The sequence below is a fragment of the Marilutibacter chinensis genome (genome assembly GCF_021725675.1).
GTDB lineage: Bacteria > Pseudomonadota > Gammaproteobacteria > Xanthomonadales > Xanthomonadaceae > Marilutibacter > Marilutibacter chinensis.
Genome location: NZ_JAKJPO010000007.1, coordinates 76,137 through 98,343 on the forward strand (window position 1 = coordinate 76,137; position 22,207 = coordinate 98,343).

General features: G+C 68.5%; 22 protein-coding genes. 14 read left to right on the top strand and 8 right to left on the bottom strand.

The window, feature by feature from the left end:
- The first annotated feature begins 24 nt into the window (after window positions 1-24).
- Window positions 25-909 carry a PhzF family phenazine biosynthesis protein gene (locus tag L3V18_RS11555; RefSeq protein WP_237055016.1) on the top strand — a complete coding sequence of 295 codons (885 nt, stop codon included), beginning with the start codon at window positions 25-27 and terminating at the stop codon, window positions 907-909.
- A 375-nt stretch (window positions 910-1,284) separates the two neighbouring features.
- Here the strand turns inward: L3V18_RS11555 and L3V18_RS11560 are convergent, their stop codons facing one another.
- Window positions 1,285-1,977 (bottom strand): alpha/beta fold hydrolase, encoded by a 693-nt coding sequence (locus L3V18_RS11560; RefSeq protein ID WP_237055018.1) that lies wholly within the window; start codon window positions 1,975-1,977, stop codon window positions 1,285-1,287.
- A gap of 9 nt (window positions 1,978-1,986) precedes the next feature.
- Window positions 1,987-2,424, bottom strand: coding sequence for an OsmC family protein (locus L3V18_RS11565; protein ID WP_237055020.1), 438 nt, complete (start codon window positions 2,422-2,424; stop codon window positions 1,987-1,989).
- 312 nt (window positions 2,425-2,736) lie between these two features.
- Between L3V18_RS11565 and fusA the strand changes: the two genes are divergently transcribed.
- From fusA to L3V18_RS11580, 3 genes are read left to right on the top strand one after another with little or no spacing between them, the layout of a single operon-like run.
- Window positions 2,737-4,785 (top strand): elongation factor G, encoded by a 2,049-nt coding sequence (gene fusA / locus L3V18_RS11570; protein WP_237055023.1) that lies wholly within the window; start codon window positions 2,737-2,739, stop codon window positions 4,783-4,785.
- 33 nt (window positions 4,786-4,818) lie between these two features.
- Window positions 4,819-5,454 (top strand): LysE family translocator, encoded by a 636-nt coding sequence (locus L3V18_RS11575; RefSeq protein WP_237055025.1) that lies wholly within the window; start codon window positions 4,819-4,821, stop codon window positions 5,452-5,454.
- A 1-nt stretch (window position 5,455) separates the two neighbouring features.
- The gene (locus L3V18_RS11580; RefSeq protein WP_237055027.1) at window positions 5,456-5,779 is read left to right on the top strand and encodes a helix-hairpin-helix domain-containing protein; all 324 of its coding nucleotides are present in this window, start codon (window positions 5,456-5,458) and stop codon (window positions 5,777-5,779) included.
- Window positions 5,780-5,882: 103 nt separating this feature from the next.
- Here L3V18_RS11580 and L3V18_RS11585 read toward each other — a convergent pair whose 3' ends face one another.
- Entirely contained in the window at window positions 5,883-6,092 is a 210-nt protein-coding gene (locus L3V18_RS11585) for a carboxymuconolactone decarboxylase family protein (RefSeq protein WP_237055029.1), read from the bottom strand.
- Window positions 6,008-6,472, bottom strand: coding sequence for a carboxymuconolactone decarboxylase family protein (locus tag L3V18_RS19455; protein WP_425493516.1), 465 nt, complete (start codon window positions 6,470-6,472; stop codon window positions 6,008-6,010). The genes L3V18_RS11585 and L3V18_RS19455 overlap by 85 nt, the downstream gene beginning before the upstream one ends.
- Before the next feature lie 84 nt (window positions 6,473-6,556).
- On the opposite strand from L3V18_RS19455, the gene L3V18_RS19460 reads away from it, so the two are divergent.
- A complete protein-coding gene (locus L3V18_RS19460) occupies window positions 6,557-7,045 on the top strand; it encodes a putative toxin-antitoxin system toxin component, PIN family (protein WP_237055309.1) in 489 nt (162 codons plus the stop codon).
- On the opposite strand, the gene L3V18_RS11595 is transcribed toward L3V18_RS19460, so the two are convergent.
- From L3V18_RS11595 to L3V18_RS11610, 4 genes are all read right to left on the bottom strand, one after another.
- Entirely contained in the window at window positions 7,017-9,236 is a 2,220-nt protein-coding gene (locus L3V18_RS11595; protein ID WP_237055031.1) for a DUF5916 domain-containing protein, read from the bottom strand. The genes L3V18_RS19460 and L3V18_RS11595 overlap by 29 nt on opposite strands.
- 211 nt (window positions 9,237-9,447) lie before the next feature.
- A complete protein-coding gene (locus L3V18_RS11600; RefSeq protein WP_237055033.1) occupies window positions 9,448-10,623 on the bottom strand; it encodes a DUF3734 domain-containing protein in 1,176 nt (391 codons plus the stop codon).
- Between the two features lie 15 nt (window positions 10,624-10,638).
- Window positions 10,639-11,439, bottom strand: a complete 801-nt coding sequence (locus L3V18_RS11605; RefSeq protein ID WP_237055036.1) for a 3-hydroxybutyrate dehydrogenase — start codon at window positions 11,437-11,439, stop codon at window positions 10,639-10,641.
- 360 nt (window positions 11,440-11,799) lie between these two features.
- Complete coding sequence (locus L3V18_RS11610) at window positions 11,800-12,312, bottom strand: SET domain-containing protein (protein WP_237055038.1); 513 nt, start codon at window positions 12,310-12,312, stop codon at window positions 11,800-11,802.
- Between the two features lie 201 nt (window positions 12,313-12,513).
- Between L3V18_RS11610 and L3V18_RS11615 the strand changes: the two genes are divergently transcribed.
- From L3V18_RS11615 to L3V18_RS11655, 9 genes are all read left to right on the top strand, one after another.
- Window positions 12,514-12,978: an SUF system Fe-S cluster assembly regulator gene (locus L3V18_RS11615; protein WP_237055040.1), complete on the top strand. Its 465-nt coding sequence runs from the start codon at window positions 12,514-12,516 to the stop codon at window positions 12,976-12,978.
- A gap of 40 nt (window positions 12,979-13,018) precedes the next feature.
- Window positions 13,019-14,488 carry a Fe-S cluster assembly protein SufB gene (gene sufB, locus L3V18_RS11620; protein WP_237055311.1) on the top strand — a complete coding sequence of 490 codons (1,470 nt, stop codon included), beginning with the start codon at window positions 13,019-13,021 and terminating at the stop codon, window positions 14,486-14,488.
- Window positions 14,488-14,883 (top strand): lysozyme inhibitor LprI family protein, encoded by a 396-nt coding sequence (locus L3V18_RS11625; RefSeq protein WP_237055042.1) that lies wholly within the window; start codon window positions 14,488-14,490, stop codon window positions 14,881-14,883. Before sufB ends, L3V18_RS11625 begins: the two co-directional genes overlap by 1 nt.
- A 60-nt stretch (window positions 14,884-14,943) precedes the next feature.
- Window positions 14,944-15,780: a Fe-S cluster assembly ATPase SufC gene (sufC, locus tag L3V18_RS11630; RefSeq protein ID WP_237055044.1), complete on the top strand. Its 837-nt coding sequence runs from the start codon at window positions 14,944-14,946 to the stop codon at window positions 15,778-15,780.
- Window position 15,781: 1 nt separating this feature from the next.
- A complete protein-coding gene (gene sufD / locus L3V18_RS11635) occupies window positions 15,782-17,077 on the top strand; it encodes a Fe-S cluster assembly protein SufD (RefSeq protein ID WP_237055046.1) in 1,296 nt (431 codons plus the stop codon).
- Window positions 17,074-18,330 (top strand): cysteine desulfurase, encoded by a 1,257-nt coding sequence (locus L3V18_RS11640; RefSeq protein ID WP_237055048.1) that lies wholly within the window; start codon window positions 17,074-17,076, stop codon window positions 18,328-18,330. The genes sufD and L3V18_RS11640 overlap by 4 nt, the downstream gene beginning before the upstream one ends.
- 224 nt (window positions 18,331-18,554) lie before the next feature.
- On the top strand, window positions 18,555-19,079 hold the full coding sequence (locus L3V18_RS11645) for a GNAT family N-acetyltransferase (protein ID WP_237055050.1): 525 nt from the start codon (window positions 18,555-18,557) through the stop codon (window positions 19,077-19,079).
- Between the two features lie 59 nt (window positions 19,080-19,138).
- Window positions 19,139-19,462: a Rieske (2Fe-2S) protein gene (locus tag L3V18_RS11650; RefSeq protein ID WP_237055052.1), complete on the top strand. Its 324-nt coding sequence runs from the start codon at window positions 19,139-19,141 to the stop codon at window positions 19,460-19,462.
- Between the two features lie 365 nt (window positions 19,463-19,827).
- The gene (locus L3V18_RS11655) at window positions 19,828-22,197 is read left to right on the top strand and encodes a TonB-dependent receptor (protein ID WP_237055054.1); all 2,370 of its coding nucleotides are present in this window, start codon (window positions 19,828-19,830) and stop codon (window positions 22,195-22,197) included.
- Window positions 22,198-22,207: the final 10 nt, after the last annotated feature.

Here is a 22,207-nt window from a genome sequence, read left to right on the forward strand (position 1 = left end):
TCCCTCCGAAGCCCCGTTTCCGTCATGACCCGTCGTTATCTGCAAATGGATGTATTCGCCGACCGTCCCGGCGCCGGCAACCCGCTGGCCGTGATTCCGGATGCCGGAGGACTCGACGACGACACCATGCAGGCGATCGCCCGCTGGACCCGGTTGCCGGAAACCACCTTCGTGTTCGCACCCAGCCGGCCCGGGGCGAGCTACCGGGTGCGCATGTTCAGCCCGCGCCGCGAAGTGCCGTTCGCCGGGCACCCGAGCATCGGCACCGCTCACGTGGTTCTGGAAGCGGGGCTGGCGACGCCGGTCGACGGCCTGCTGTGGCAGGAGTGCGCGGCCGGCGTGTTGCCGCTGGCGGTCGACGGCGACGGTCCGCAGCGGAAGATCTCGGTGCGCACGCCACGCGCCTCGGTGGTCGAGATCGCCGGACCCGACGACCCGCGCCTCGCACCGGTACTGGCCGGCCTGACGGCGGGTACGCTGCCTCCGGCGCTGGTCGACGGCGGCCGCCGCTGGTGGCTGGCCGAACTGGCCGACGAGCGGGCGCTACGCGACGCGAACCCGGACTGGGACGCGATCGAGGCCCTCGCCCACGCGACCGGCAGCATGGGACTGTGTGCGTTCGCCCGTGCCGATGCGGGAGATGGCTGCGGCTACGACCTGGTCGTACGCGCCTTCGTCGGCGCGACCGCCCGCTTCGAGGACGCCGCGTCCGGCGCCGCCAATGCGACGCTTGCCGCCTGGCTGGCCCACAATGATGCCCTGCCCGGCCGCGAAGGCCGTTACGTGGTCAGCCAGGGCCGCGAGGTCGGCTACGACGCCCGCCTGTACCTGCGGGTGGACGCCGATGGCGAGGTCTGGTCCGGTGGCCGCGTCTGCAACGTGGTCAACGGCACGATCGACTGGCGCTAGCCAAGGCGCGATTGCTCCGACAACCAACCTCCCGTAGGAGCGGCGTGAGCCGCGATTGGGCTTTTATGGGAAAGCTTCATCGCGGCTCACGCCGCTCCTACGCCACGGGCCATGGGGAACAGCCCCCGGGCTCGGGGGGCGATTCGTGCCGCAGGCAAGCATGGGGGCTTGGAGGTGCTATGGCGGGCCCATGAAGCAAACTTCGGGAATTCCCGGGCGCTGCCCGGGGATCGCGGCTCACGCCGCTCCTACGGTTACGGGTAGGCCGGGTAAGCGGAGCGCACACGGAGCCACAGGGCCGTCCCGGGTGCGCTCCGCTTACCCGGGCTACGTGCTGCCACCAGCCCAGCACCCGGCCCGCCACGGCGGGCTACCCTATCCGACCCGTTGCAGCCATCCTGCAACCTGTTCGGCCACGGTCGGCGCCTCGCGGCCGAGCAGCGGCCCGACGTGGCTGGCACCGGCCAGTCCGAGCAGGTCGGCTTGCCAGTCCTGCGCCAGTGCACGGGTAAGGGCGGGGGGAACGTCCGCGTCCGCGCCCGAGGCGATGCACAACAGAGGACAGGCCGGACGCGGCACCGCGATCCCGGCGCGCGCTTCGCGCAATACCCGTCCGGATTCGTCGCGCCAACGGCGGAAAGCGAACAGCGCGGTCGCCGGGTCGGCGTCGGGAATCGCGAGGCGGGTCGAGACCAGCCTCGCCTCCCGTCGCCATGGCACCACCTCGGGCCATTCGCGAACCGGCAGCCGGCTCGCCCACGGCCGCGGCGGCAGCGGGTTCACCAGCACCAGCGCATCGGCGGCGTCGGCGACCGCGGCGGCAAGCAATCCGCCCAGGCTGGCGCCGACCAGCAGACGCGGACGCGGCATCGCCGTCAACGTCGCCCGCGCCTGCTCGAGGTAGTCCGCCAGCGTCGTCGCCGCCCACCCGGCTGAAGCGGGCATCAGGTCGGGCGCGTCGACGCCGATCCCCCGTGCCTCCAGCACCGGTCGCCAGCGGGCCCACTCCCAGCCACCTCCGCCGGCGCCATGCAGCAGCAGCGCGCGGCCCGGGCTGAGCGCCGCCACCGGCTGCGCTCAGCCCTTGAGCGTGGCCGACAGGCTGACCGGCACCGACAACGCGCGCGAGACGACGCAGCCGGCCTTGGCGCCTTCGGCGATCTGCTGGAACCTGGCCTCGTCGATGCCGGGCACCGCCGCTTCGACGACCAGGTGCACGCCGGTGACGGTCGGGCCGGGATCCATTCCCGGCTCCATCGTGACCTCGGCACGGGTCTGGATGCGGTCGGGCGTGAAGCCTTCCTTGCCGAGCACCGCCGACAGCGCCATGCTGAAGCAGCCGGCGTGGGCCGCGGCCAGCAACTCCTCGGGATTGGTGCCTTTCTCGTCGCCGAAGCGGGTCTTGAACGAATAGTTCTGCGCGTCGAACAGGCCGCTCTGCGGCGTGCTCATCGAGCCCTTGCCGACCTGCAGGTCGCCCTGCCAGACCGCGTCCGCGTATCGCTTGAACGCCATGTACCGTCTCCTGGGATGGATGGGGGGAGCCGCACCGGCTGGGCCTCGATGTCCGAAGCCGCGGTACGGGGCACCTATCGTGGCATGCCTGCCGTCGGCCGCGGTGAGCGCGGCGTTACGACGCCGTGCGGTGACCCGCCTCTTGACCCGGCCGGACGACAGCGCGAGCCTTGAAGCCCGCCCCGGAGCCCGCCGGCTCCGGCCGGGACCCCGCCATGACCGCCCGCCGAGCGCTTTCCGCCTCGGACGGCAGCGCTTCCGACGCGGACAGCCATGACGGCCTATCCACCCATTCACGGGAGAGACGGCCTCATGTCCTACAGCACCGAAAGCATCCGCAACGTGGCCCTGGCAGGCCACCCCGCCGCCGGCAAGACCACCCTGTTCGAAGCCCTGCTGCACGCCGGCGGCACCGTCCAGACGGCAGGCAGCATCGAACGCGGCACTACCCTGTCCGACTTCGATCCGATCGAGAAGGCGCGCGGCCATTCGCTGGACGCCGCGATCGCCAGCACCGACCACGGCGGCATCCACCTCAACCTGATCGACACTCCCGGCTATCCCGACTTCCGCGGCCCGGCGCTGTCCGCGCTGGCGGCGGTGGAAACCGTGCTTGTCGTCGTCGATGCCGATCGTGGCGTCGAGTACGGCACCCGCCGGATGATGGAGTACGCGAAGACCCGCAAGCTGTGCCGTGCGGTCGTCGTCAACAAGATCGACCACGACGGCGCCGCCCCGGGACGCGTGCTGGAGGAACTGCGCGAAGCGTTCGGCCCGGTCTGCCTGCCGTTGAACCTGCCCACCGGCAACGGCGCGGGAGTCGTGGACTGCTTCGGCAATGCCGACGGCGACAGCGATCTCGGTCCGGTCGCCGACTGGCACCAGAAGATCATCGACCAGGTGGTCGAGGTCAACGAGACGGTGATGGAGCACTACCTCGACCTGGGCGAAGGCGGCCTGCGCGGCGACGAGCTGCACGATGCGTTCGAACAATGCCTGCGCGAAGGACACCTGATCCCGGTGATGTTCTGCTCCGCCCGCAGCGGAACCGGCGTGAAGGAGCTGCTCGGCGTCGCCGAACGGTTGTTCCCGCATCCCGGCGAGGCCAACCCGCCGCCGTTCGAGAAACGCAACGGCGCCGGCACCGTCGCCGTGCAGGCGCGCCCCGATCCGGACGCGCACGTGATCGCCGACGTGTTCAAGGTCGTCAACGACCCCTTCGTCGGCAAGCTGGCGGCCTTCCGCGTCTACCAGGGCACGGTCCGACGCGACAGCCAGCTGTTCATCGACGACGGCAAGAAGCCGTTCAAGGTCGGTCACCTGTTCAAGCTCAGGGGCAAGGAGCACATCGAGATCGACCAGGCGGTGCCCGGCGACATCGCCGCCGTGGCCAAGGTCGACGACCTGCATTTCGACGCGGTCCTGCACGACAGCCACGACGAGGACCACATCCACCTCGCGCCGCTCGACTTTCCGAAGCCGATGTTCGGCCTTGCGGTGGACGCCACCCGCAAGGGCCAGGAACAGAAGCTCGCCGCGGCGCTGCACAAGCTGGCCGAGGAAGATCCCTGCTTCGTCGTCGAGCACGAGGCCGAAACCAACGAGACCGTGATCCGCGGCCTGTCCGACCTGCATCTGCGGATCAACCTGGAACGGCTGAAGGAACGCCACGGCGTCGAGGTCGCGTCACGGCCTCCGCGGATCGCCTACCGCGAGACGGTCAGCGGCAAGGCCGAGGGCCACCACCGGCACAAGAAGCAGACCGGCGGGGCGGGCCAGTTCGGCGAGGTGTTCCTGCGTATCGAACCGCTGCCGCGCGGGACCGGATTCGAGTTCGTCGACGAGGTCAAGGGCGGCACCATCCCGGGCCAGTTCCTGCCCGCGGTCGAGAAGGGCGTGCGCCAGGTGCTGCAGGGTGGCGCGCTGGCCGGCTACCCGATGCAGGACATCCGGGTGATCGTCTACGACGGCAAGCACCACCCGGTCGACAGCAAGGAGGTCGCCTTCGTCGCCGCCGGCAAGAAGGCCTTCCTCGACGCGGTCCACAAGGCGCGGCCACAGGTGCTGGAGCCGATCGTCGACCTCGAGGTCAACGCGCCCGAGCAGCACATGGGCGACATCAGCGGCGGCCTGGCGGCCAAGCGCGCCCGGATCAACGGCACCGACACGCTCCGCGGCGGCGAGATCGTGGTCAAGGCGCAGGTGCCGCTGTCGGAGCTGGAAGGCTACGCGGCCGAGCTGAAGTCGGTGACCGCCGGCCGCGGACGCTATTCGCTGGACTTCAGCCATTACGAGCCGGTGCCGACGCAGGTGCAGCAGAAGCTGGTGGAAGCCTACAAGCCGCACCACGACGACGAGTAGACTGGCCCCGCGCCCGCCTCCGGAGCCCACGACATGCCGCTGTTCGATACCCCCACCCTGCTCGCCTACCTGTCGGCCGCGGTCGTGCTGGTCGCGATTCCCGGCCCCGGCGCGGCCTGGATCGTCGCCCAGAGCGCCGCCGGCGGCCTCCGTCGCGGCCTCGTGGCCGGGCTGGGACTGGAGACCGCGACCCTGATCCACGCGGTCGCCGCCGGGCTGGGCCTGTCGGCCGTGCTGGCGACTTCGGCGCTGGCATTCGAGGTAGTGAAGTACGCCGGCGCCGCCTACCTGGTCTGGCTCGGCATCCGCGCCTGGCGCAGCGGCAGGCCGCCGGAAAGCCCGCTGCACCCGGATGCGCCGGCCGGTTCGGGCCGGCGGGTCTATGCCAGTTCGATCGTCACCGGACTGCTGAACCCGAAGGTCGCGCTGTTCTTTCTCGCGTTCCTGCCCCAGTTCGTGCATCCGGAACGCGGCCTGGTCTGGTTGCAGTTTCTGGTCCTGGGCGTGCTGCTGTCGATCATCGGCTTCGCCGCCGCCCTGCTGATCAGCCTGGCAGTCGGCCGCTTCGGCATGCGTCTGCGCCGCGGCGGCGGCGTCTGGTCGCAACGCGTGATCGGCAGCCTGTTCGTCGCGCTCGGCATCCGCCTGGCGTTGCAGCAGCGGGGCTGAGATGGCCAAGGCCCGGACCCTCGCCGAGGCGCACCGGCTCGAGGACGTGCCCAACATCGGTCCGGCGATGGCCGATGACCTGCGCGCGCTCGGCATCGACATGCCGACCGACCTGCGCGGCCGGGACGCGACAGGACTCTATCTGCAGCTGTGCGAGCTGACCGGCCTGCGCCAGGACCCCTGCGTGCTGGACACGTTCATCGCCGCGGTCGCCTTCGCCGAGCGCGACGACGCGCGGCCTTGGTGGGCGTTCACCGAAGGCCGCAAGGCGATCTGGGCCGACGTGGAAACGCGCCTGCCGGCCGGGATGCGGCGCACCGGCTAGGAACGGCGTAGGACCGGCGTGAGCCGCGATGAAGCCTTCCCATGATCGCCCGGTCGCGGCTCACGCCGTTCCTACGCAACCCCGGTTCCTGCGGGAAAGCGGCTCAAACGTGCTTGCCGCGTGTCCAGCCTTCGTGTGCGAGCCACTGGCGGCCGGATTCCTCGGCGCCTTCCTCCAACGTCGTCGCCATGCTGTCGTTCCAGCGGTTGAGGTAGCCGAACAACGCGATCACGCCGAGGATCTCGACGATCTCACCGTCGTCCCAGTGCTCGCGCAGGCGCGCCTGCAGGCCCGCGTCGACCGCGTTGGGCACCTGCGAGGCCGCGGCCGCGAACTCCAGTACGACCCGTTCGGCCTCGCTGAAGGCGGGATGGGTGCGAACTCCCAGATGTGCTCCATCTGCGCGGCTTCGGCACCGTAGCGTTCAGCCGCACGGATCGTGTGCGCCTGGCAGTAACGGCAGCCGGTGGCGTGGCTGGACACGTAGCCGACCAGCCGCTTCAGCGCGCTGCCGACCCGGCCGTGGTTCTGCATGACCGCCATGTTCAGGCCGATGAAGGCCTTGGCGATCTCCGGTCGCCGCATCATCGTCAGCACGCTGTTGGGGAAGAAGCCCAGCGTCTCGTTGAAGAACTTCGCCAGTTCGGCGACTTCGGCGTCGCTGTCGGCGGGCAGCGGATCGACCAGCGGCATGGCGCATCCATCCCGTGCACGAAGGAGGCCGAAGCTTACACCGCCGCCCCGGCGGCGGCGGTCGCAACTGGTAGCCTTGCCGCCATGACCCTGCCCGCCGGCCCTTCGCGCATCGTCCTCGACACCAACGCCTGGCTCGACCTGCTGGTGTTCAGCGATCCGCGCATCGACGCGATCCGCGCGGCGCTCGACTCGGGGATGCTCGAAGCCGTCACCAATGCGGAGTGCCGCGAGGAATGGCGCCGGGTGCTCGGCTATCCGCTGCTGGCGCTGGAACCGGACCGCCGACTCGCCCTGATAGAGGCCTTCGACGCCACCGCCGCCTGCCTCGATACGCAGCCGGTGGAGGTGCCGGCGCTGCCCCGCTGCCGCGACCCCGACGACCAGAAGTTCCTCGAACTCGCCCTCGCCGCCAACGCCCGCTGGCTGGTCAGCCGCGACAAGGCGCTGCTGAAGCTCGACCGCCACACCCGTCGCGGGGGCCTGTTCGCGATCCTCGTGCCCGAGGCCTGGCCTGACGGGAAACCGGCCATGTCCTCCGGTTTCAGATCTCGAACCGATACGACAGCTTGACCAGCAGCTGTTCGTCGTCACGCAGATCGAAACTGTCGAACAGCGCGTCGCCGACCCCTTCGGCGTGGTCGAGCGAATCCAGGCCGCCGCGGCCATAGACGACGTACAGATACGAGAGCGGCGCCAACTCGTAGCGGTAGCGGATCTGGAAACCGAGGTTGCGCACGCTGAAGTCGTCGACGGCGTCCATCGACGCGACCGCGTTGCCGGCTGCGTCGAAGCGCCACGCCCCGTGCGCCCGCGCGTCGATGCCGATCGCCTGCAGCTTGACGCGCAGCTCCTGGCGGTCGCTGATGGTCCAGTCCAGGCCCGCTTTCAGCTTCGATTCGCGACCGTCGAAAGCACCGACCAGGTCGCCGTGGTCGTGCCCTTGCCAGATCAACCAGTCCGGACGGTGGATGACCACCACGCCGGCATTGATGCTGAAGGCATCGCTGATGAAGTAGGTGGTGCCGTACCAGACCGAGGAGCCGAGTTTGGAATTCCCGGCCAGGCCGCCCCCGAACAGCTCCAGCTCGACGTCGTGCGCCCAGTCGCCCTTGCGAGGACGCTCGTATTCGTAGAAGGCGTTGAAACTGGCCGGCAGCTTCACGATGCCGTGGCCGCGCAGCAACAGGTCGCTGATGCCGGGGCTGTTGACGTTGATCTGGCCGTATTCGTAGCTGCCGTTGCGCAGGTTGCCCTGGCGGCTCAGGCGGAACTGGTCGTTGAGCTTTTCCCCGCGGTTGTTGTGATTGGTGCTGATCCGGCCCCGCCAGTCCTTGGACGCGTAGCGCGAGCCCTCCGCCAGCGCGTCGAAACGCCTGCGCACCTCCCAGTGCAGGTAGTTGGTGCTGTTGCGCGCCAGGAAGCCGGCGTCGTTGATCTCCAGGTCGTTTCCGAAATGCATGGCGATCCACTGCTGGCGCCAGCCGCCGTCCATCTCGTAATCGGCCCAGACCGTCGCGCCCATGTCGCGCACGTCCTCGCCGTGCTGCTCGACCTGGCTGCCGAACACGCGGGTGCGTACGTTCCAGCGCGGCGTCGGCCGCCAGTTGTGGTCGACGCCGAGCACGGTCGCCTCGCGGTCGAGGAACGGCCGCTCGACCCGGGTCAGCATCGCGCCGAGGTTCTGGCTCTCGAAGTCGCGCACCAGCCGCAGCGCACCGAACGTGCGGCCGACCTCGCCGGCCTCCTCGGCGAGGAACACGCCGTACTTGGTCGCCCCCAGGCTGCCGTTGAGCTTGACCGCCGCGTCGATGTCGCCGGCACCCCGGCGGTCGTCGGCCGGACCGCCGATCCGTCGCGTGTAGAGCAACTGGCTGTCGTCGGACGGCGTGGTGAACTCGAAGATACCCTGGTTCTCGGTGAAGAACGGCCGTTTGTCGCTGATGAAGGTCTCGGTCGCGCTGAAGTTGATCACCAGATCGTCGCTCTCGACCTGGCCGAAGTCGGGATTGACCGCCGCGGTCAGCTGGAACTGCCCGTTGGGCTTCCAGAACAGGTCCAGGCCGCCCTCGAAATCGCTGTCGCCGCTGATGTTGTCGTACAGCCCGGACACGTAGGGGGTCACCGCCAGCAGCGCCTGGCTGTACTGGACGACCTCGACCGGCTCGAACTCGGACAGGTAGCGCGGCCTTTCGAAGCTCGCGCCCGGCCAGGCCATCCGCTCGCCGGTCGAGCCGATCACCCGGTCCAGCTGGATCCCGATCGTGCGCATGCCGTTTTCGCCGCTGCGCATCGGCGCGATGTACCACGGAATCAGCATCTCGACCGACCAGCCCTCGCCGTCCTCGGTTACCGCGTGCTGCCAGTGGCCGTCCCAGTCGTCGTTGAACTGGCTCTCGTTGGTGATCACCGCGTCGGCCACGCCGCCGGTCGAAGCGACGGTGAAGTTGTAGCCGGTGCGGCCGTCGCCGTCGAAATCGACCATCAGGTTGACCCGGTCGACCTGGGCACTGAAATCGCGCTGGACCTTCTGCCGGGTCCAGGTCACCGACTGCGGCTGGGTATTGCGGAATGCGATCGCCAGCCCTTCCGGCGTGGCCATCACCCAGGCCTCGGTCGGCAGCGAACCAGGTTCCAGGCTCAGCGGCTGGACCTTGCGGAAGCCGGTCACGTGGCGCGCGTCCCGCCATTCGTCCGGATCGATGCGGCCGTCGATCTCGACCGCGGCGACGGGCGTCGCGAACAACGCCAGCGAGTACACCATGGCGGACAGGACAGGAAACCGGGTACGGCACCGGGCGGCAGACAAGGGCATCGGGAGGGCGACTGTGCGGAATCGGCGCACAGGCTATGCGGATCGGGCCATCGCTCCGACTGGCACAAGTCATGGCAACCCTTCCGGGGCGGCGCGCATCCGACCACTGTCCGACCGCCGTCGCGCCGGCACCAGCCGGCGAGGGAACCGGATCTGCTCCCTATCTCTGACCCGGAGCCGGCGCGGTCGCGTCGTGGGCGATGAAGGCGTCCTCGCCGGTCGGCAGCCGCAGCCATTCCGGATGCGCGAGCGCACGGCCGATGTCGACGTGGCCGGACTGCCAGTGCTCGCGCATGGCGACCCGGCCGAACTGATAGTCCTTGAAGTGCCCGATCTTCGCCCGCTCGCGGTAGATCAGGTGGATCACCGTGATCCGGTTGCCGCAGGCCAGCTCGGCTGCGTGCCGCGCCCACGGATTGGACTCGCGCACGTCGTCCGGCACGACGTCCAGCAGCTCGCGCAGCAGGCGCCGGTAGTGCTGGTCGATGCGCTGCATGCGGGTGACCATGCGGGTCCGGCTGGAATACTGGATCTCCTTCTGCCGCTCGGCCACGTCCAGCAGGTTCTGCGGCAACTCGCCGCGTGCGCTCCACAGGTCGACCTGGAACACCAGACTGTCCGCCCGCCGCGGATCCGACAGCACGTAGGACAGCGGCGTGTTCGAGACCAGTCCGCCGTCCCAGTAGTGGCGCCCGTCGATCTCGATCGCCGGAAACGCCGGCGGCAGTGCGCCCGAGGCGAGGATATGGCGCGCGTCCAGACGCATCCGGGTGTTGTCGAAATATTCCAGATTGCCGCTGGCGACATCGACCGCGCCCACCGAGACCCGGATGCCGCCGTCGTTGAGACGGTCGAAATCGACCATCCGCTCCAGCGTACGGAGCATCGGCGCGGTGTCGTACCAGCTGGCCGCTTCGGGCCCACCGGCGTCGAACGGACTGGAGCCCCCGGGCCCGGCGAACCAGCCGCGCGGGTGGAAAAAGCCGCGCTGCCCCTCGACCAGCGCGCGCCAGGCCTCCCAGGTGTCGAGCCAGGCGCGGGCATCTTCGCCCAGCCCTTCCAGCCTGGCCTCCTGGCCGAGCGTGGTCGACGGCAGCAGGTAGGGCTGCGAGATCGTCTGCCAGAATTCGCGCAGCGCGTCCACGCGCCGTTCCGGCGGATTGCCGGCAATGATCGCGGTATTGAAGGCGCCGATCGAGATGCCGGCCAACCAGCCCGGCGACACTCCGGCCTCGTGCAGGCCCTGGTAGACGCCCGCCTGGTAGGCGCCAAGCGCACCGCCGCCCTGCAGGACCAGGGCGACGTTGTCGGGCAGTCCGGAGCGCTTGACGGCCATCGCGGATGCCCGGCCCTACTGCATGTGCCAGCCGTGGCTGACGATCAGGCTCTGGCCGGTCAGCGCCGCGCTGGGGAATTCGCACAGGAACCGCACCGTCTGCGCGACGTCCTCGACCGTGGTGAAGATGCCGTCCACGGTCTGCCCGAGCATCACGTTGCGGATCACTTCCTCCTCGCTGATCCCCAGTTCCTTCGACTGCTCGGGAATCTGCTTGTCGACCAGCGGGGTCCGCACGAAACCCGGGCACACCACGTGGCTGCGGACGCCACGTTCGCCGCCCTCCTTGGCCAGCGTCCGCGACAGGCCGAGCAGGCCGTGCTTGGCGGTCACGTAGGCGGATTTCAGCTTGGAAGCCTGATGCGAATGCACCGAGCCCATGTAGATCACCGTGCCGCCGCGCGGCTTGCCGTCGGCACCGGTCGCGTACATGTGCGGCAGCACCGCACGGGTGGTCAGGAAGGCACCGTCCAGGTGGATGGCGAGCATCTTCTTCCAGTCGGCGAAACGGTACTGCTCGATCGGATTGACGATCTGGATGCCGGCGTTGGAAACCAGGATATCGACCGGGCCCAGCGCCTCGACCGCGGCGGCGATGCCGCGGTTGACCGCGTCCTCGTCGGTGACGTCCATCGCCACCGCCAGCGCGCGCCCACCCGCGGTGGCGATCGCATCGGCGACGGCCTGCGCGCCGTCGAGGTTCAGGTCGGCGATGACCACCGCCGCGCCCGCGCGCGAAAGCTCGTGTGCGATCTCCCTGCCGATACCGCTGGCGGCGCCGGTGACGACCGCGACCTTGCCTTCAATCGAACTCATGACGCACTCCTCCGGATCCGGACTCTCATGCGCCGCAGTATCGCCCCGGGCATGTTACGGCGCCATTGATCGTTGGTACGTGCGTGGATAGGAACGTTGGGACTTCCCGAGGGAAGCCGCTTGCCACGAGGCCTGCGGGACACGCGCAACCCGCGCACGGGGACGGGGCGGCTCCATCGCCTGCAGGATGCCGTGCAGACGGCAGGACCGGGGGCCATCGACGTACCGCCTGATCCGACAAGGACGCTCGAGGTTTGCTTCACGAACCGGAGCTTCAGCGACAGGTGCGTCAATGAAGACGGCCGGGAGGAGCACTCCCATCCCGGCGGACGGCGGCTCCAGCCGAAGCCGCGCCGAACCTCAGTCCTTCTTCTTTTTCTTCTTGCCTTTCTTCTTTTTCTTCTTGTCCTTCTTCGGCTGCAACATCGTCCCGGTGCAGTTCCCGGCCCCGCAGCGGCACGCCCAGATCGCCTTCAGCTCCTTGGTGTGCTTCTCGGCCAGGGTGATACCGTAGTTGTAGGACAGCTCCTCTCCCGGCTCGATGTCGCGGATCGCCTCGATGAAAACCCGGTCCTTGCGGCGGTCGTCGCCCTCGTCCTCGTGCAGGATCGCCTCGCAGTTGGGCTTGCAGCTGTGGTTGATCCAGCGCGCGATGTTGCCGCGCAGGTTGGCGTCGATCACGTATTCGTCGTTGAGGGTGAACAGGAACGTGTGGCCGGAGTCGACATCGCCGGTGTCGCCGGCATCGACCTCCTCGTGGGTGCGGCGCGCGCCCTTGTACTCGACGATACGCTCGCCCTTTCTGATCGGTTCCTTCGCGAACACGCCGTTGCCGTGGATCTGGGAACGGCGGGCGACAATCTTGCTTGGCATGGAGGCTCCCGGGTTGGCTCGCGACCATTCTGACCCGGAACACCCGGCAACGGCCAACATCGGTACCGGCCGTCGCGTGACCTGTCCCCGGCACGACCCGCCGTTCCGCTCCGGCCGGCCTGAACGCCGACCGCGGCGCCCCTTGGCCTGCCCCCGCTGAATCCGTACAATTCCGGTACGGATTAGAGAGCCCTCCCCCCAATGCTCCGCGTGACCAAACTCACCGACTACGCGACGGTCGTCCTGACCGTGCTGGCGGCCCGTCCCGACGACGTGCTCAGCGCATCGGAGCTGGCCGACCGCGCAGGGCTGGAGGCGCCCACCGTGGCGAAGGTGCTCAAGCCGCTGGCGCAGGCGGGCCTGGTCGAGGGCTTCCGAGGCGCCAACGGCGGCTACCGCCTGGCACGCCCGGCCGACGGCATCGGCCTGATCGAGATCGTCGAGGCAATGGAAGGCCCGCTCGGCATGACCGAGTGCAGCGTGCACGCCGGCAACTGCACGATCGAACACCAGTGCGGCGTGCGCGCGAACTGGCGCCACATCAACGACGTCGTGGTCGCCGCCCTGCGCGAGGTCACCCTGGCGCAGATGCTGGCGCCGCCCTCCGCGGTCCCCGCCGCCCCACCCGATCCGAAGCGCATCGACCTGCGCCTCGCCAACGCATAACGAAGTAGGCAGCCCAATGGCCACCGAAACCACCATCGAAATGCGCGCCGACGCCTCCACCGGCCCCCTGCCGGAAAGCAACCGCGACATCCACGCGCGGCTGGGCCGCAAGTACGACGCCGGCTTCGTCACCGACATCGAATCCGACAGCCTGCCGCCCGGGCTGGACGAAGACATCATCCGGGCACTCTCCGCGCGCAAGAACGAACCGGAATGGATGACCGAGTGGCGCCTGCAGGCCTACCGGCACTGGCTGACGATGCCGATGCCGAACTGGGCCAAGCTGAAGATCGAACCGATCGACTTCCAGGCGCTGAGCTACTACAGCGCACCCAAGGGCCCTAAGTACGCGTCGCTGGACGAGGTGCCGCAGGAACTGCTCGATACCTACGAGAAGCTCGGCGTCCCGCTGCACGAGCGCGCGAAGCTGGCCGGAGTCGCGGTCGACGCCGTGTTCGACTCGGTCTCGGTCGGCACCACCTTCCGCAAGGAACTGGCCGACAAGGGCATCATCTTCTGCTCGATGTCCGAGGCCATCGCCGAGCATCCCGAGCTGGTCCGCCGCTACCTCGGCAGCGTGGTGCCGACCGGCGACAACTACTTCGCCGCGCTGAACTCGGCGGTGTTCTCCGATGGCAGCTTCGTGTTCATCCCGAAGGGCGTGCGCTGCCCGATGGAACTGAGCACCTACTTCCGCATCAATGCGATGAACACCGGCCAGTTCGAGCGCACCCTGATCATCTGCGAGGACAAGGGCTACGTCTCCTACCTCGAGGGCTGCACCGCGCCGATGCGCGACGAGAACCAGCTGCACGCGGCGGTGGTCGAGCTGGTCGCGCTGGAGGACGCCGAGATCAAGTACTCCACCGTGCAGAACTGGTATCCCGGCGACGAGGAAGGCCGCGGCGGCATCTACAACTTCGTGACCAAGCGCGCCGAGTGCCGCGGCGCCCGCAGCAAGGTCAGCTGGACCCAGGTCGAGACCGGCTCGGCGATCACCTGGAAATACCCATCCTGCGTGCTGCTGGGCGACGACTCGGTCGGCGAGTTCTACTCGGTCGCGCTGACGCATCACCGCCAGCAGGCCGACACCGGCACCAAGATGATCCACGTCGGCGCCCGCACCAAGAGCAAGATCGTCAGCAAGGGCATCAGCGCCGGCCGCGGCCAGAACACCTACCGCGGCCTGGTCAAAGTCGAGAAGGGCGCGGTCGCCGCGCGCAACCACACCCAGTGCGACAGCCTGCTGATCGGCAAGAAGTGCGGTGCGCACACCTTCCCGTACATCGAGGTCAGGCAGCCGACCGCGACGGTCGAGCACGAGGCGACCACCTCCAAGATCAGCGAGGACCAGCTGTTCTACTGCCGTTCGCGCGGCATCGGCGAGGAGGACGCGGTGTCGATGATCGTCGACGGCTTCTGCAAGAGCGTGTTCCGCGAACTGCCGATGGAGTTCGCGGTCGAGGCCAAGAAGCTGCTGGAAGTCTCGCTGGAGGGCTCGGTGGGATGATGCGCCTGGCCTTCATTCTGGTTCTCGCCGCTCTGTCCGGCGCCGTCGCGGCACAGCCCGCGTGCAACCCCGATGGCACGCAGCAGGAGATGAATGCCTGTGCCTTCGACGAGTACGCAGCCGCCGACGCCGAGCTCAACCGCGTCTATCGCGCCGTGCTCGCGAGCCGGGCCGGAGACGCGGTATTCGCCGAGAGGCTGCGCGCGGCCCAGCGCCTCTGGATCCGGTTGCGCGATGCAGACCTCGACGCCGAGTTCCCGATCGCCGAGGGCGAGGACCCGCGGATCGAGTACGGCTCGATCTATCCGCTCGAGCGCGCCGCGGCGATGACGCGGATGACCCGCGAACGCACCCGCTACCTGCGCGAGCAGTGGCTCGACGACGCCCGCCGCTGAGCCGGCCACGGCAGTTCCCGAACCACCGACAGCCCACGAATCACCTGCGAAGCAATCCACATGCTGAAGATCGAAAACCTCCACGCCTCCATCGGCGGACGCGAAATCCTCAAGGGCCTGTCGCTGGAGCTGCGGCCCGGCCAGGTCCACGCCATCATGGGCCCGAACGGCGCCGGCAAGTCCACGCTCGGCAACATTCTCGCCGGCCGCGAGGGCTACGAGGTCACCGAGGGTTCGGTCGTCTTCGACGGCCGCGACCTGCTGGCGCTGGAGCCCGAGGAACGTGCCGCTGCCGGCGTGTTCCTCGCGTTCCAGTACCCGGTCGAGATCCCGGGCGTGAACAACACCTATTTCCTGCGCACCGCGCTGAACGCCCAGCGCAAGGCGCGCGGCGAGAGCGAGCTGGACTCGATGCAGTTCCTCAAGCTCGTGCGCGAGAAGCTCGCCGTGCTGCACCTGCAGGACGAGCTGCTGCACCGCGGCGTCAACGAGGGGTTCTCCGGCGGCGAGAAGAAGCGCAACGAGATCTTCCAGCTGGCGCTGCTGGAACCCAGGCTCGCCATCCTCGACGAAACCGATTCCGGCCTCGACATCGACGCGCTGAAGACGGTCGCCGAGGGCGTCAACGCACTGCGTTCTCCGGAACGCGCGTTCCTGGTGATCACCCACTACCAGCGCCTGCTCGACTACATCAAGCCGGATGTGGTGCACGTGCTGGCCGATGGCCGCATCGTGGAAACCGGCGGTCCGGAACTGGCGATGGAACTCGAGCAGCACGGCTACGCCTGGCTGAAGGACCGGATCACGCCGGAGAGTGAACAAGCACGCTCGCAGACCGCCGGTCTGCGCGCTGACGAACGCCCGACGGCCGTGCCGGCGGGCCGGGCGGGCACCTGAGATGACCGCCCTGCTCGATTCCTTCCGCGACGCTTTCGAGACCCTGCCGGTACGGGATGCCGCCGGGCTGGGCGAGAGCCGCCGCGCGGCGCTCGACGCGGTGTTGCGCGACGGCGTGCCGCATGCGCGCGTGGAAGCCTGGAAATACACGCCGCTGCGTGCGCTCGAGCGGCGTGCATTCGCCGTCACCGACGAGACGACCGCGGATTTCGACGATGCCCTGCTCGACGCGATTCCCGCGCCGCGCCTGGTCTTCGTCAACGGCCGCCTCGACGCCGCGCACAGCGATGCCGCCGGCCTGCCGCCAGGTGTTTCGCTGCGCCCGCTGTCGCAGGTCCTGTTCGAGGGCGACGCGCGCGACGCGAACTTCCTGGCTCGCCGTTTCGAACGCGGCGACGAGATCTTCGCCCGCCTCAACGCCGCGCTGGCGGTCGAGGGGACGGTCCTGCGCGTCGATGCCGGCGTCAGCGTCGCCTCGCCGGTGCACCTGGTGTTCGTCGGTGCGCCGTCCGACACCGACCGCGCCTGGCATCTGCGTCACCTGATCGAGCTGCGCGAGGGGGCGTCGCTGACCGTGGTCGAACACCACCTCGGCGCCGGCGCCCATCGCCACCTCGGCAATGGCCTGCTGCACGTCCACCTCGGCCCGCAGGCGCGGCTGGCGCATGCGCGCGTGCAGGACGAGGACGCCGGCGCCACCGCAATCTTGCGGACCGACGCCGTACTCGCCCGCGAGGCCCGCTACGAACGTATCGACCTCGAACTGGGCGCGGCCCTGAGCCGCCATGAACTGAACATCGCCCTGCACGGCGAACGGGCCGCGGTGCAGGCCAACGGCGTACTGCTGGCCGCCGGCAGGCGCCATCTGGACACCCGCTTGGGCATCGACCACGTCGGCCGCGACAGCCGTTGCGAGCTGACCTGGCGCGGGCTCGGCGCCGGCCGCTCGAAAGCGGCGTTCCACGGCGGCATCCTGATCCGCGAAGGCGCCGATGGCGTCGAGGCGGCGCTGTCGAACAAGAACCTGCTGCTCGGCGAGAACGCGGAGATCGACAGCCAGCCGGTCCTCGAGATCCATGCCGACGAGGTCCAGGCCGCACACGGTGCGACCGTCGGCCAGCTCGACCCGACCGCGCTGTTCTACCTGCGCAGCCGCGGTGTGCCGGCGGCGCAGGCGCGGGCGCTGCTGACCCGCGCGTTCTGCCTCGAGACCCTGTCGGTGATCGAGGACGCCGCGCTGCGCGACGCGCTGGCCGAACGCCTGGAAGCCGCGCTGGCCAAGCTGGAGACCGCATGAACGTTCCGACCGCCCCGCTGCCTGCCGCGCATTCCGGCGACGTCGACTGGGCCCGGGTCCGCGCCGACTTCCCGGTGCTGACCCGCGAGGTCCATGGCAAGCCGTTGATCTACCTGGACTCGGCCAACACCGGCCAGAAGCCGGCCTCGGTGATCGAGGCGGTCGACGACTTCTACCGCCGCCACAACGCCAACGTCAGCCGCGCCGTTCACGCGCTCGGCACCGAGGCGACCGAGGCGTACGAGGGCGCGCGTGCCAAACTGGCGAAGTTCCTCAACGTCCGCGCCGACCAGCTGGTGCTGTGCAGCGGCACCACGTTCGCCATCAACCTGGTCGCCTATTCCTGGGCATTGCCGAGGCTCGGCCCCGGCGACGCGATCGTGCTGACCAGGATGGAGCATCACGCCAACATCGTGCCCTGGCAACTGGTCGCTCAGCGCACCGGCGCGACCATCAAAGTCGCCGAGCTCGACGACCGCGGCGATCTCGACCTCGACCGCCTGTACGCCCTCCTCACCCCCGAGGTGAAGCTGCTCGCCGTGACCCACGTGTCGAACGTGCTCGGCACGGTCAACCCGGTCCGCGAGATCTGCCGCGAGGCGCGTCGCCGCGGCATCGTCACCGTGGTCGACGGCTCGCAGGCCGCGCCGCACCGTCCGCTCGACATCGCCGCGGTCGGTTGCGACTTCTACGCGCTGACCGGCCACAAGATGAGCGGTCCGACCGGAACCGGCGTGCTCTGGGCGCGCAGCGAGCACTTGCAGGCGATGCCGCCGTTCATCGGTGGCGGCGAGATGATCAAGGAAGTCCGCTTCGACGGCACGGTGTTCAACGACCCGCCGCACAAGTTCGAGGCGGGCACCCCCAACATCGCCGGCTTCGTCGGCCTCGGCGTGGCGGTGGACTATCTCTCCACACTGGGAATGGAGCGGATCGAGGCGCGCGAGCAGGAGCTGCTGGCCCACGCGACAGCGATGCTGTCGAAAGTGGAGGGTCTGCGCATCTTCGGTGCGCCGAAGGAGAAGGCGGCGGTGATCAGCTTCCTGGTCGAGGGCGCGCATGCCCACGACCTCGCCACCCTGCTCGACCTGGAGGGCGTGGCGATCCGCTCCGGCCACCACTGCGCGCATCCGCTGATGCAGCATTTCGGCGTGCCGGCGACCTGCCGCGCATCGTTCGCCTACTACAACACCTTCGAGGAGATCGACGCCTTCGTCGCGTCGATCGGCAAGGTACGCGCGCTGCTGGGCTGATCCCGGGCTGCGCCCGGGAATCCCCAAAGTTTGCTGCGCAAACCCTGGACCCCGCCGTTGCGCTTCCACACCCCCATTCGTGCCTGCGGCACTGCATGCCTTATTTCAATTCGTGCCTGCGGCACGAATCGCCCCTGACTCAGGGGCTGTGTCCCTCCCATTTCCCATTCCTGATGCAGGCGCGACGTTCCTACGGGAGCCCGGGCGCGGGTACCATTCCCACCATGCACGCACTGACCTTCCGCCTCGCGACCGAGGCCGACATCCCCGCACTCGTCGAACTGGTCACCTCGTCCTATCGCGGCGACGCCAGCCGCGCCGGCTGGACCACCGAGGCCGACCTGCTCGACGGCAACCGCATCGACCCCGAGGTGCTGCGCGACGACATCGTCCGGCCACGCAGTCACGTCCTGCTCGCCCACCGCGCAGGCGCCCTGGTCGCCTGCGCACACGTTGCGGAACAGGACGGTGCCGGCTATTTCGGCATGTTCTCGGTGGCGCCGACCGCGCAGGGCAACGGGCTTGGTCGCGAAGTGCTGGCCGAGGCCGAGCGCCTCGCACGCGAGGACCTGGGGCTGGCGACGATGCGGATGACGGTGATCGACGTACGCGACGAGCTGATCGCCTGGTACGAGCGACGAGGCTACCGGCGCACCGGAATCAAGAAGCCGTTCCCGTACGGCGACGAGCGCTTCGGCATCCCCAAGCGCGACGATCTGCGCTTCGAAATCCTCGAAAAGCCGCTGTAAGCTGGGCCTTCCGGCAGTCGGCGCGCCGTGCGCCATGCCACCGAGCGACGAGACCGTACATGGGCGACTGGATCAGCGTTTGCGCCACTTCCCAACTGCTCCCCGGCGAATCGACCGTGGTCTGGGATGGCGATACGCCGATCCTGGTCGTCAACTACGACGGCGACTACTACGCGCTCGAGGACAAATGCTCGCATGAGGATTTCGAGTTGTCGGCCGGCCCGTTCGACGGCGAAGAGGCCACGATCGAATGCGTGCTGCACGGCTCCAAGTTCGACGTCCGCGACGGCCGCTGCCTCAACCCGCCGGCGTACACGCCTGTGGTGAAGTTCCCGACCAAGGTCGAGGACGGCCTGGTCTGGACCCGGGACGATCGCGACTGACGCGACGTCCAACCTGCCCGTCCATGTCCGGGCAGCAAGAGCGGGCAAGATCCACTCCACGGTGACGCCCGCCCGACCCGCTTGATACACCACCCTGTCCATCCACTCCGGGAATCGACGGGCGGCGGCATGGCCATCCGCATGCCACGCGACCGTGCCGCACGGCTGCCCCCAGCTCGCGCATGACTCGCAACGCCGCCAGCTCCTGCACGGTTACCCCCTGTGGCCGTCCGCGCCTGTCGTCGTGCCGTTTCGCGCGAACTCGTGAAAATTCCGTTGTAATTGCGAATCATTATTATTAACATGCGCGGGTTCGCGGCCGCCAATCCCCGCCGCCGCATTTCCCTCAAGGATCCATCAGCGCCATGCGCGACATCACTTCCGCCTCACCTTCCTTCTCCCCTCGCCTGCCCGTAGCGCCTCTTGCGGTCGCGCTGGCCGTCGCGACGTCGACCGCCTATGCCGGCCCGGCTGGCGATCTTGCCGCGACGGGTGCGATGCAGGCCAAGGATCTCGACGCGGTCGAGGTGATCGGCCAGGCTCCGGCCAAGGCAGACTCGCCGAAATACACCGAGGCGCTGCTCGACACGCCGCAGACGATCACCGTGATCACCAAGGACGTGATGGACCAGCAGGGCCTGCTCGGTCTGCAGGATGTGCTTAGTACTCTGCCCGGCATCACCTTCGGCGCCGGCGAGGGGGGAGGCGGCTACGGAGACAAGATCAACCTGCGCGGCTTCGACGCGACCAGCGATATCACCGTCGACGGCGTCCGCGACAGCGGCCTGTACACCCGCAGCGATACCTTCAACATCGAGTCGCTGGAGCTGGTGAACGGCGCCAACTCGGCCTACTCCGGCGCCGGCTCTGTCGGCGGCAATATCAACCTGGTCTCCAAGACCGCGCGCGAAGGCGACTCCAGCACCGTCACCGTCGGCGCCGGCACGGACAACTACGGCCGCGTTACCGCCGACAGCAACTTCGACCTCGACAACGGCATCGCGATCCGCCTCAACGCGATAGGCCACATCGCCGACATGCCCGGCCGAGGCGAGGAGTTCGAGCATCGCTGGGGCTTCGCGCCATCGGTTGCGTTCGGACTGGGTTCGGACACCCGCTTCACGCTCAGCTATCTGCACCAGGAAGACCGCAACCTTCCGCAGTACGGCACGCCGTATGCGCTGAACGACTTCAACGACGGTCCGCTCCCCGGCGTCGATCCGAGCACCTACTTCGGCTATCGCAACACCTCCCGCCAGGAAGTCACCCAGGACATGCTGACCGGCGTGCTGGAGATGTCGTTCGGAGACAATCTCGAACTACGCAGCCTGGGCCGCCTGCAGCAGGTCGACCAGATGTCGAGCATCAGTGCCCTGCAGGGCACCTGGTGCACCTTCGACGGCGTGAATCCGTTCACCGGCGGCGCCTGCGCGGCCCTGCCGGACGGCAGCCAGCAGCCGTCCGGCACTTGGAGCCCGACCGGCGGCCCGCGCGGTCTGGTCCGCGACACCCGAAACACCATCGCCTACAGCCAGACCGACCTGAGCACCCGTTTCCAGACCGGCGTGGTGCGGCACTCTCTTGTGGCCGGCGTGTCGTTCAGCCGGGAGCAGTTCGAACTCGACACCGGCAGCATCTTCCGCAACGCCGACGGCTCGACACTGCCGAACGACAACACCAGCTATCCGCTGCAGGACCTTCGCAACCCGTACAACATCTGGACCGGTCCGGTGAACTATTTCCGCACCGGCCGCAGCGAGGGCGAGCTGTCGAACCAGGCGATCTACGTGTTCGACACCCTGCACTTCGGCGAGAAGTGGCTGCTGAACCTCGGCGCCCGATACGAGAACGTGGAAGGCAGCAGCACAGTATTCGAGGTCTCCGACGAAGCCGGCTCGATCGGCCGGATCACCGGCGCCGGCCCGGTCTACAAGAGCGACGATGAACTGTTCTCCTACCGTGCCGGCCTGATCTACAAGCCGACTGGGAACGGTTCGGTCTATCTGTCCTATGCCAACAGCAAGACCCCGTCCAAGTCGTCGGTCAATGGCTCCTGCGCCCCGGCCCGCGGCAACCCGGTCGACAGCTGCAACGTCGCCCCGGAGAGCGCGGTCAACATCGAACTGGGCACGAAGTGGGACATCGTCGGTGGCCGCCTGTCGCTCACCGGTGCGGTATTCCGCAACGACCGCGAGAACTACCGCGTTTCCGACCCGGGGAACCCCGACAATCCGTCCGGCGTGCAGGTGCTCGACGGTCAGGCACGGGTCGACGGCGTAGCGCTCGGCGCAGCCGGCCACATCACCGAGGCGTGGTCGGTGTTCGCCAACTACACCTTCCTCGACAGCGAGGTGCTCCAGAGCGTGTCCGACTTCGTCGACGGTACCGACGGCGATCCGCTGGCAGGCCGCGAACTGTCTCAGACGCCGCGCCACTCCGGCAGCATCTGGACCACCTATGCGCTCGACGCCTGGACGTTCGGCTACGGCGCGAACTATCAGGGCACCTACTACCCGAACAATTCCGACGACAGTCTGTATCACAAGACGGATGCCTACTGGGTCCATCGCGCAATGGTCGGCTATCGCGTCAACGATGCGCTCAGCCTGCAGCTGAACGTCGACAACCTGTTCGACAAGGAGTACTACACCAACATCCGCAACAACACGACCAGCGGCTGGGCGATCCCCGGCGACGGCCGTTCGGCGGTGCTGACGGCGACCTACCGCTTCTGACCGCTGCTGC

Excerpts from the sequence above, each read along its gene's own strand:
- L3V18_RS11650 (WP_237055052.1), top strand. The coding sequence starts at position 19,139 with ATGGGCGACTGGATCAGCGTTTGCGCCACTTCCCAACTGCTCCCCGGC.
- L3V18_RS11605 (WP_237055036.1), bottom strand. The coding sequence starts at position 11,439 with ATGAGTTCGATTGAAGGCAAGGTCGCGGTCGTCACCGGCGCCGCCAGC.
- sufB (WP_237055311.1), top strand. The coding sequence starts at position 13,019 with ATGCGCGCCGACGCCTCCACCGGCCCCCTGCCGGAAAGCAACCGCGAC.
- L3V18_RS11600 (WP_237055033.1), bottom strand. The coding sequence starts at position 10,623 with ATGGCCGTCAAGCGCTCCGGACTGCCCGACAACGTCGCCCTGGTCCTG.
- L3V18_RS19455 (WP_425493516.1), bottom strand. The coding sequence starts at position 6,472 with ATGCCGCTGGTCGATCCGCTGCCCGCCGACAGCGACGCCGAAGTCGCC.
- L3V18_RS11595 (WP_237055031.1), bottom strand. The coding sequence starts at position 9,236 with ATGGTGTACTCGCTGGCGTTGTTCGCGACGCCCGTCGCCGCGGTCGAG.
- L3V18_RS11565 (WP_237055020.1), bottom strand. The coding sequence starts at position 2,424 with ATGGCGTTCAAGCGATACGCGGACGCGGTCTGGCAGGGCGACCTGCAG.
- fusA (WP_237055023.1), top strand. The coding sequence starts at position 2,737 with ATGTCCTACAGCACCGAAAGCATCCGCAACGTGGCCCTGGCAGGCCAC.
- L3V18_RS11610 (WP_237055038.1), bottom strand. The coding sequence starts at position 12,312 with ATGCCAAGCAAGATTGTCGCCCGCCGTTCCCAGATCCACGGCAACGGC.
- sufD (WP_237055046.1), top strand. The coding sequence starts at position 15,782 with ATGACCGCCCTGCTCGATTCCTTCCGCGACGCTTTCGAGACCCTGCCG.
- L3V18_RS11555 (WP_237055016.1), top strand. The coding sequence starts at position 25 with ATGACCCGTCGTTATCTGCAAATGGATGTATTCGCCGACCGTCCCGGC.
- L3V18_RS19460 (WP_237055309.1), top strand. The coding sequence starts at position 6,557 with ATGACCCTGCCCGCCGGCCCTTCGCGCATCGTCCTCGACACCAACGCC.
- L3V18_RS11580 (WP_237055027.1), top strand. The coding sequence starts at position 5,456 with ATGGCCAAGGCCCGGACCCTCGCCGAGGCGCACCGGCTCGAGGACGTG.
- L3V18_RS11575 (WP_237055025.1), top strand. The coding sequence starts at position 4,819 with ATGCCGCTGTTCGATACCCCCACCCTGCTCGCCTACCTGTCGGCCGCG.
- L3V18_RS11640 (WP_237055048.1), top strand. The coding sequence starts at position 17,074 with ATGAACGTTCCGACCGCCCCGCTGCCTGCCGCGCATTCCGGCGACGTC.
- L3V18_RS11625 (WP_237055042.1), top strand. The coding sequence starts at position 14,488 with ATGCGCCTGGCCTTCATTCTGGTTCTCGCCGCTCTGTCCGGCGCCGTC.
- L3V18_RS11655 (WP_237055054.1), top strand. The coding sequence starts at position 19,828 with ATGCGCGACATCACTTCCGCCTCACCTTCCTTCTCCCCTCGCCTGCCC.
- L3V18_RS11615 (WP_237055040.1), top strand. The coding sequence starts at position 12,514 with ATGCTCCGCGTGACCAAACTCACCGACTACGCGACGGTCGTCCTGACC.
- L3V18_RS11645 (WP_237055050.1), top strand. The coding sequence starts at position 18,555 with ATGCACGCACTGACCTTCCGCCTCGCGACCGAGGCCGACATCCCCGCA.
- sufC (WP_237055044.1), top strand. The coding sequence starts at position 14,944 with ATGCTGAAGATCGAAAACCTCCACGCCTCCATCGGCGGACGCGAAATC.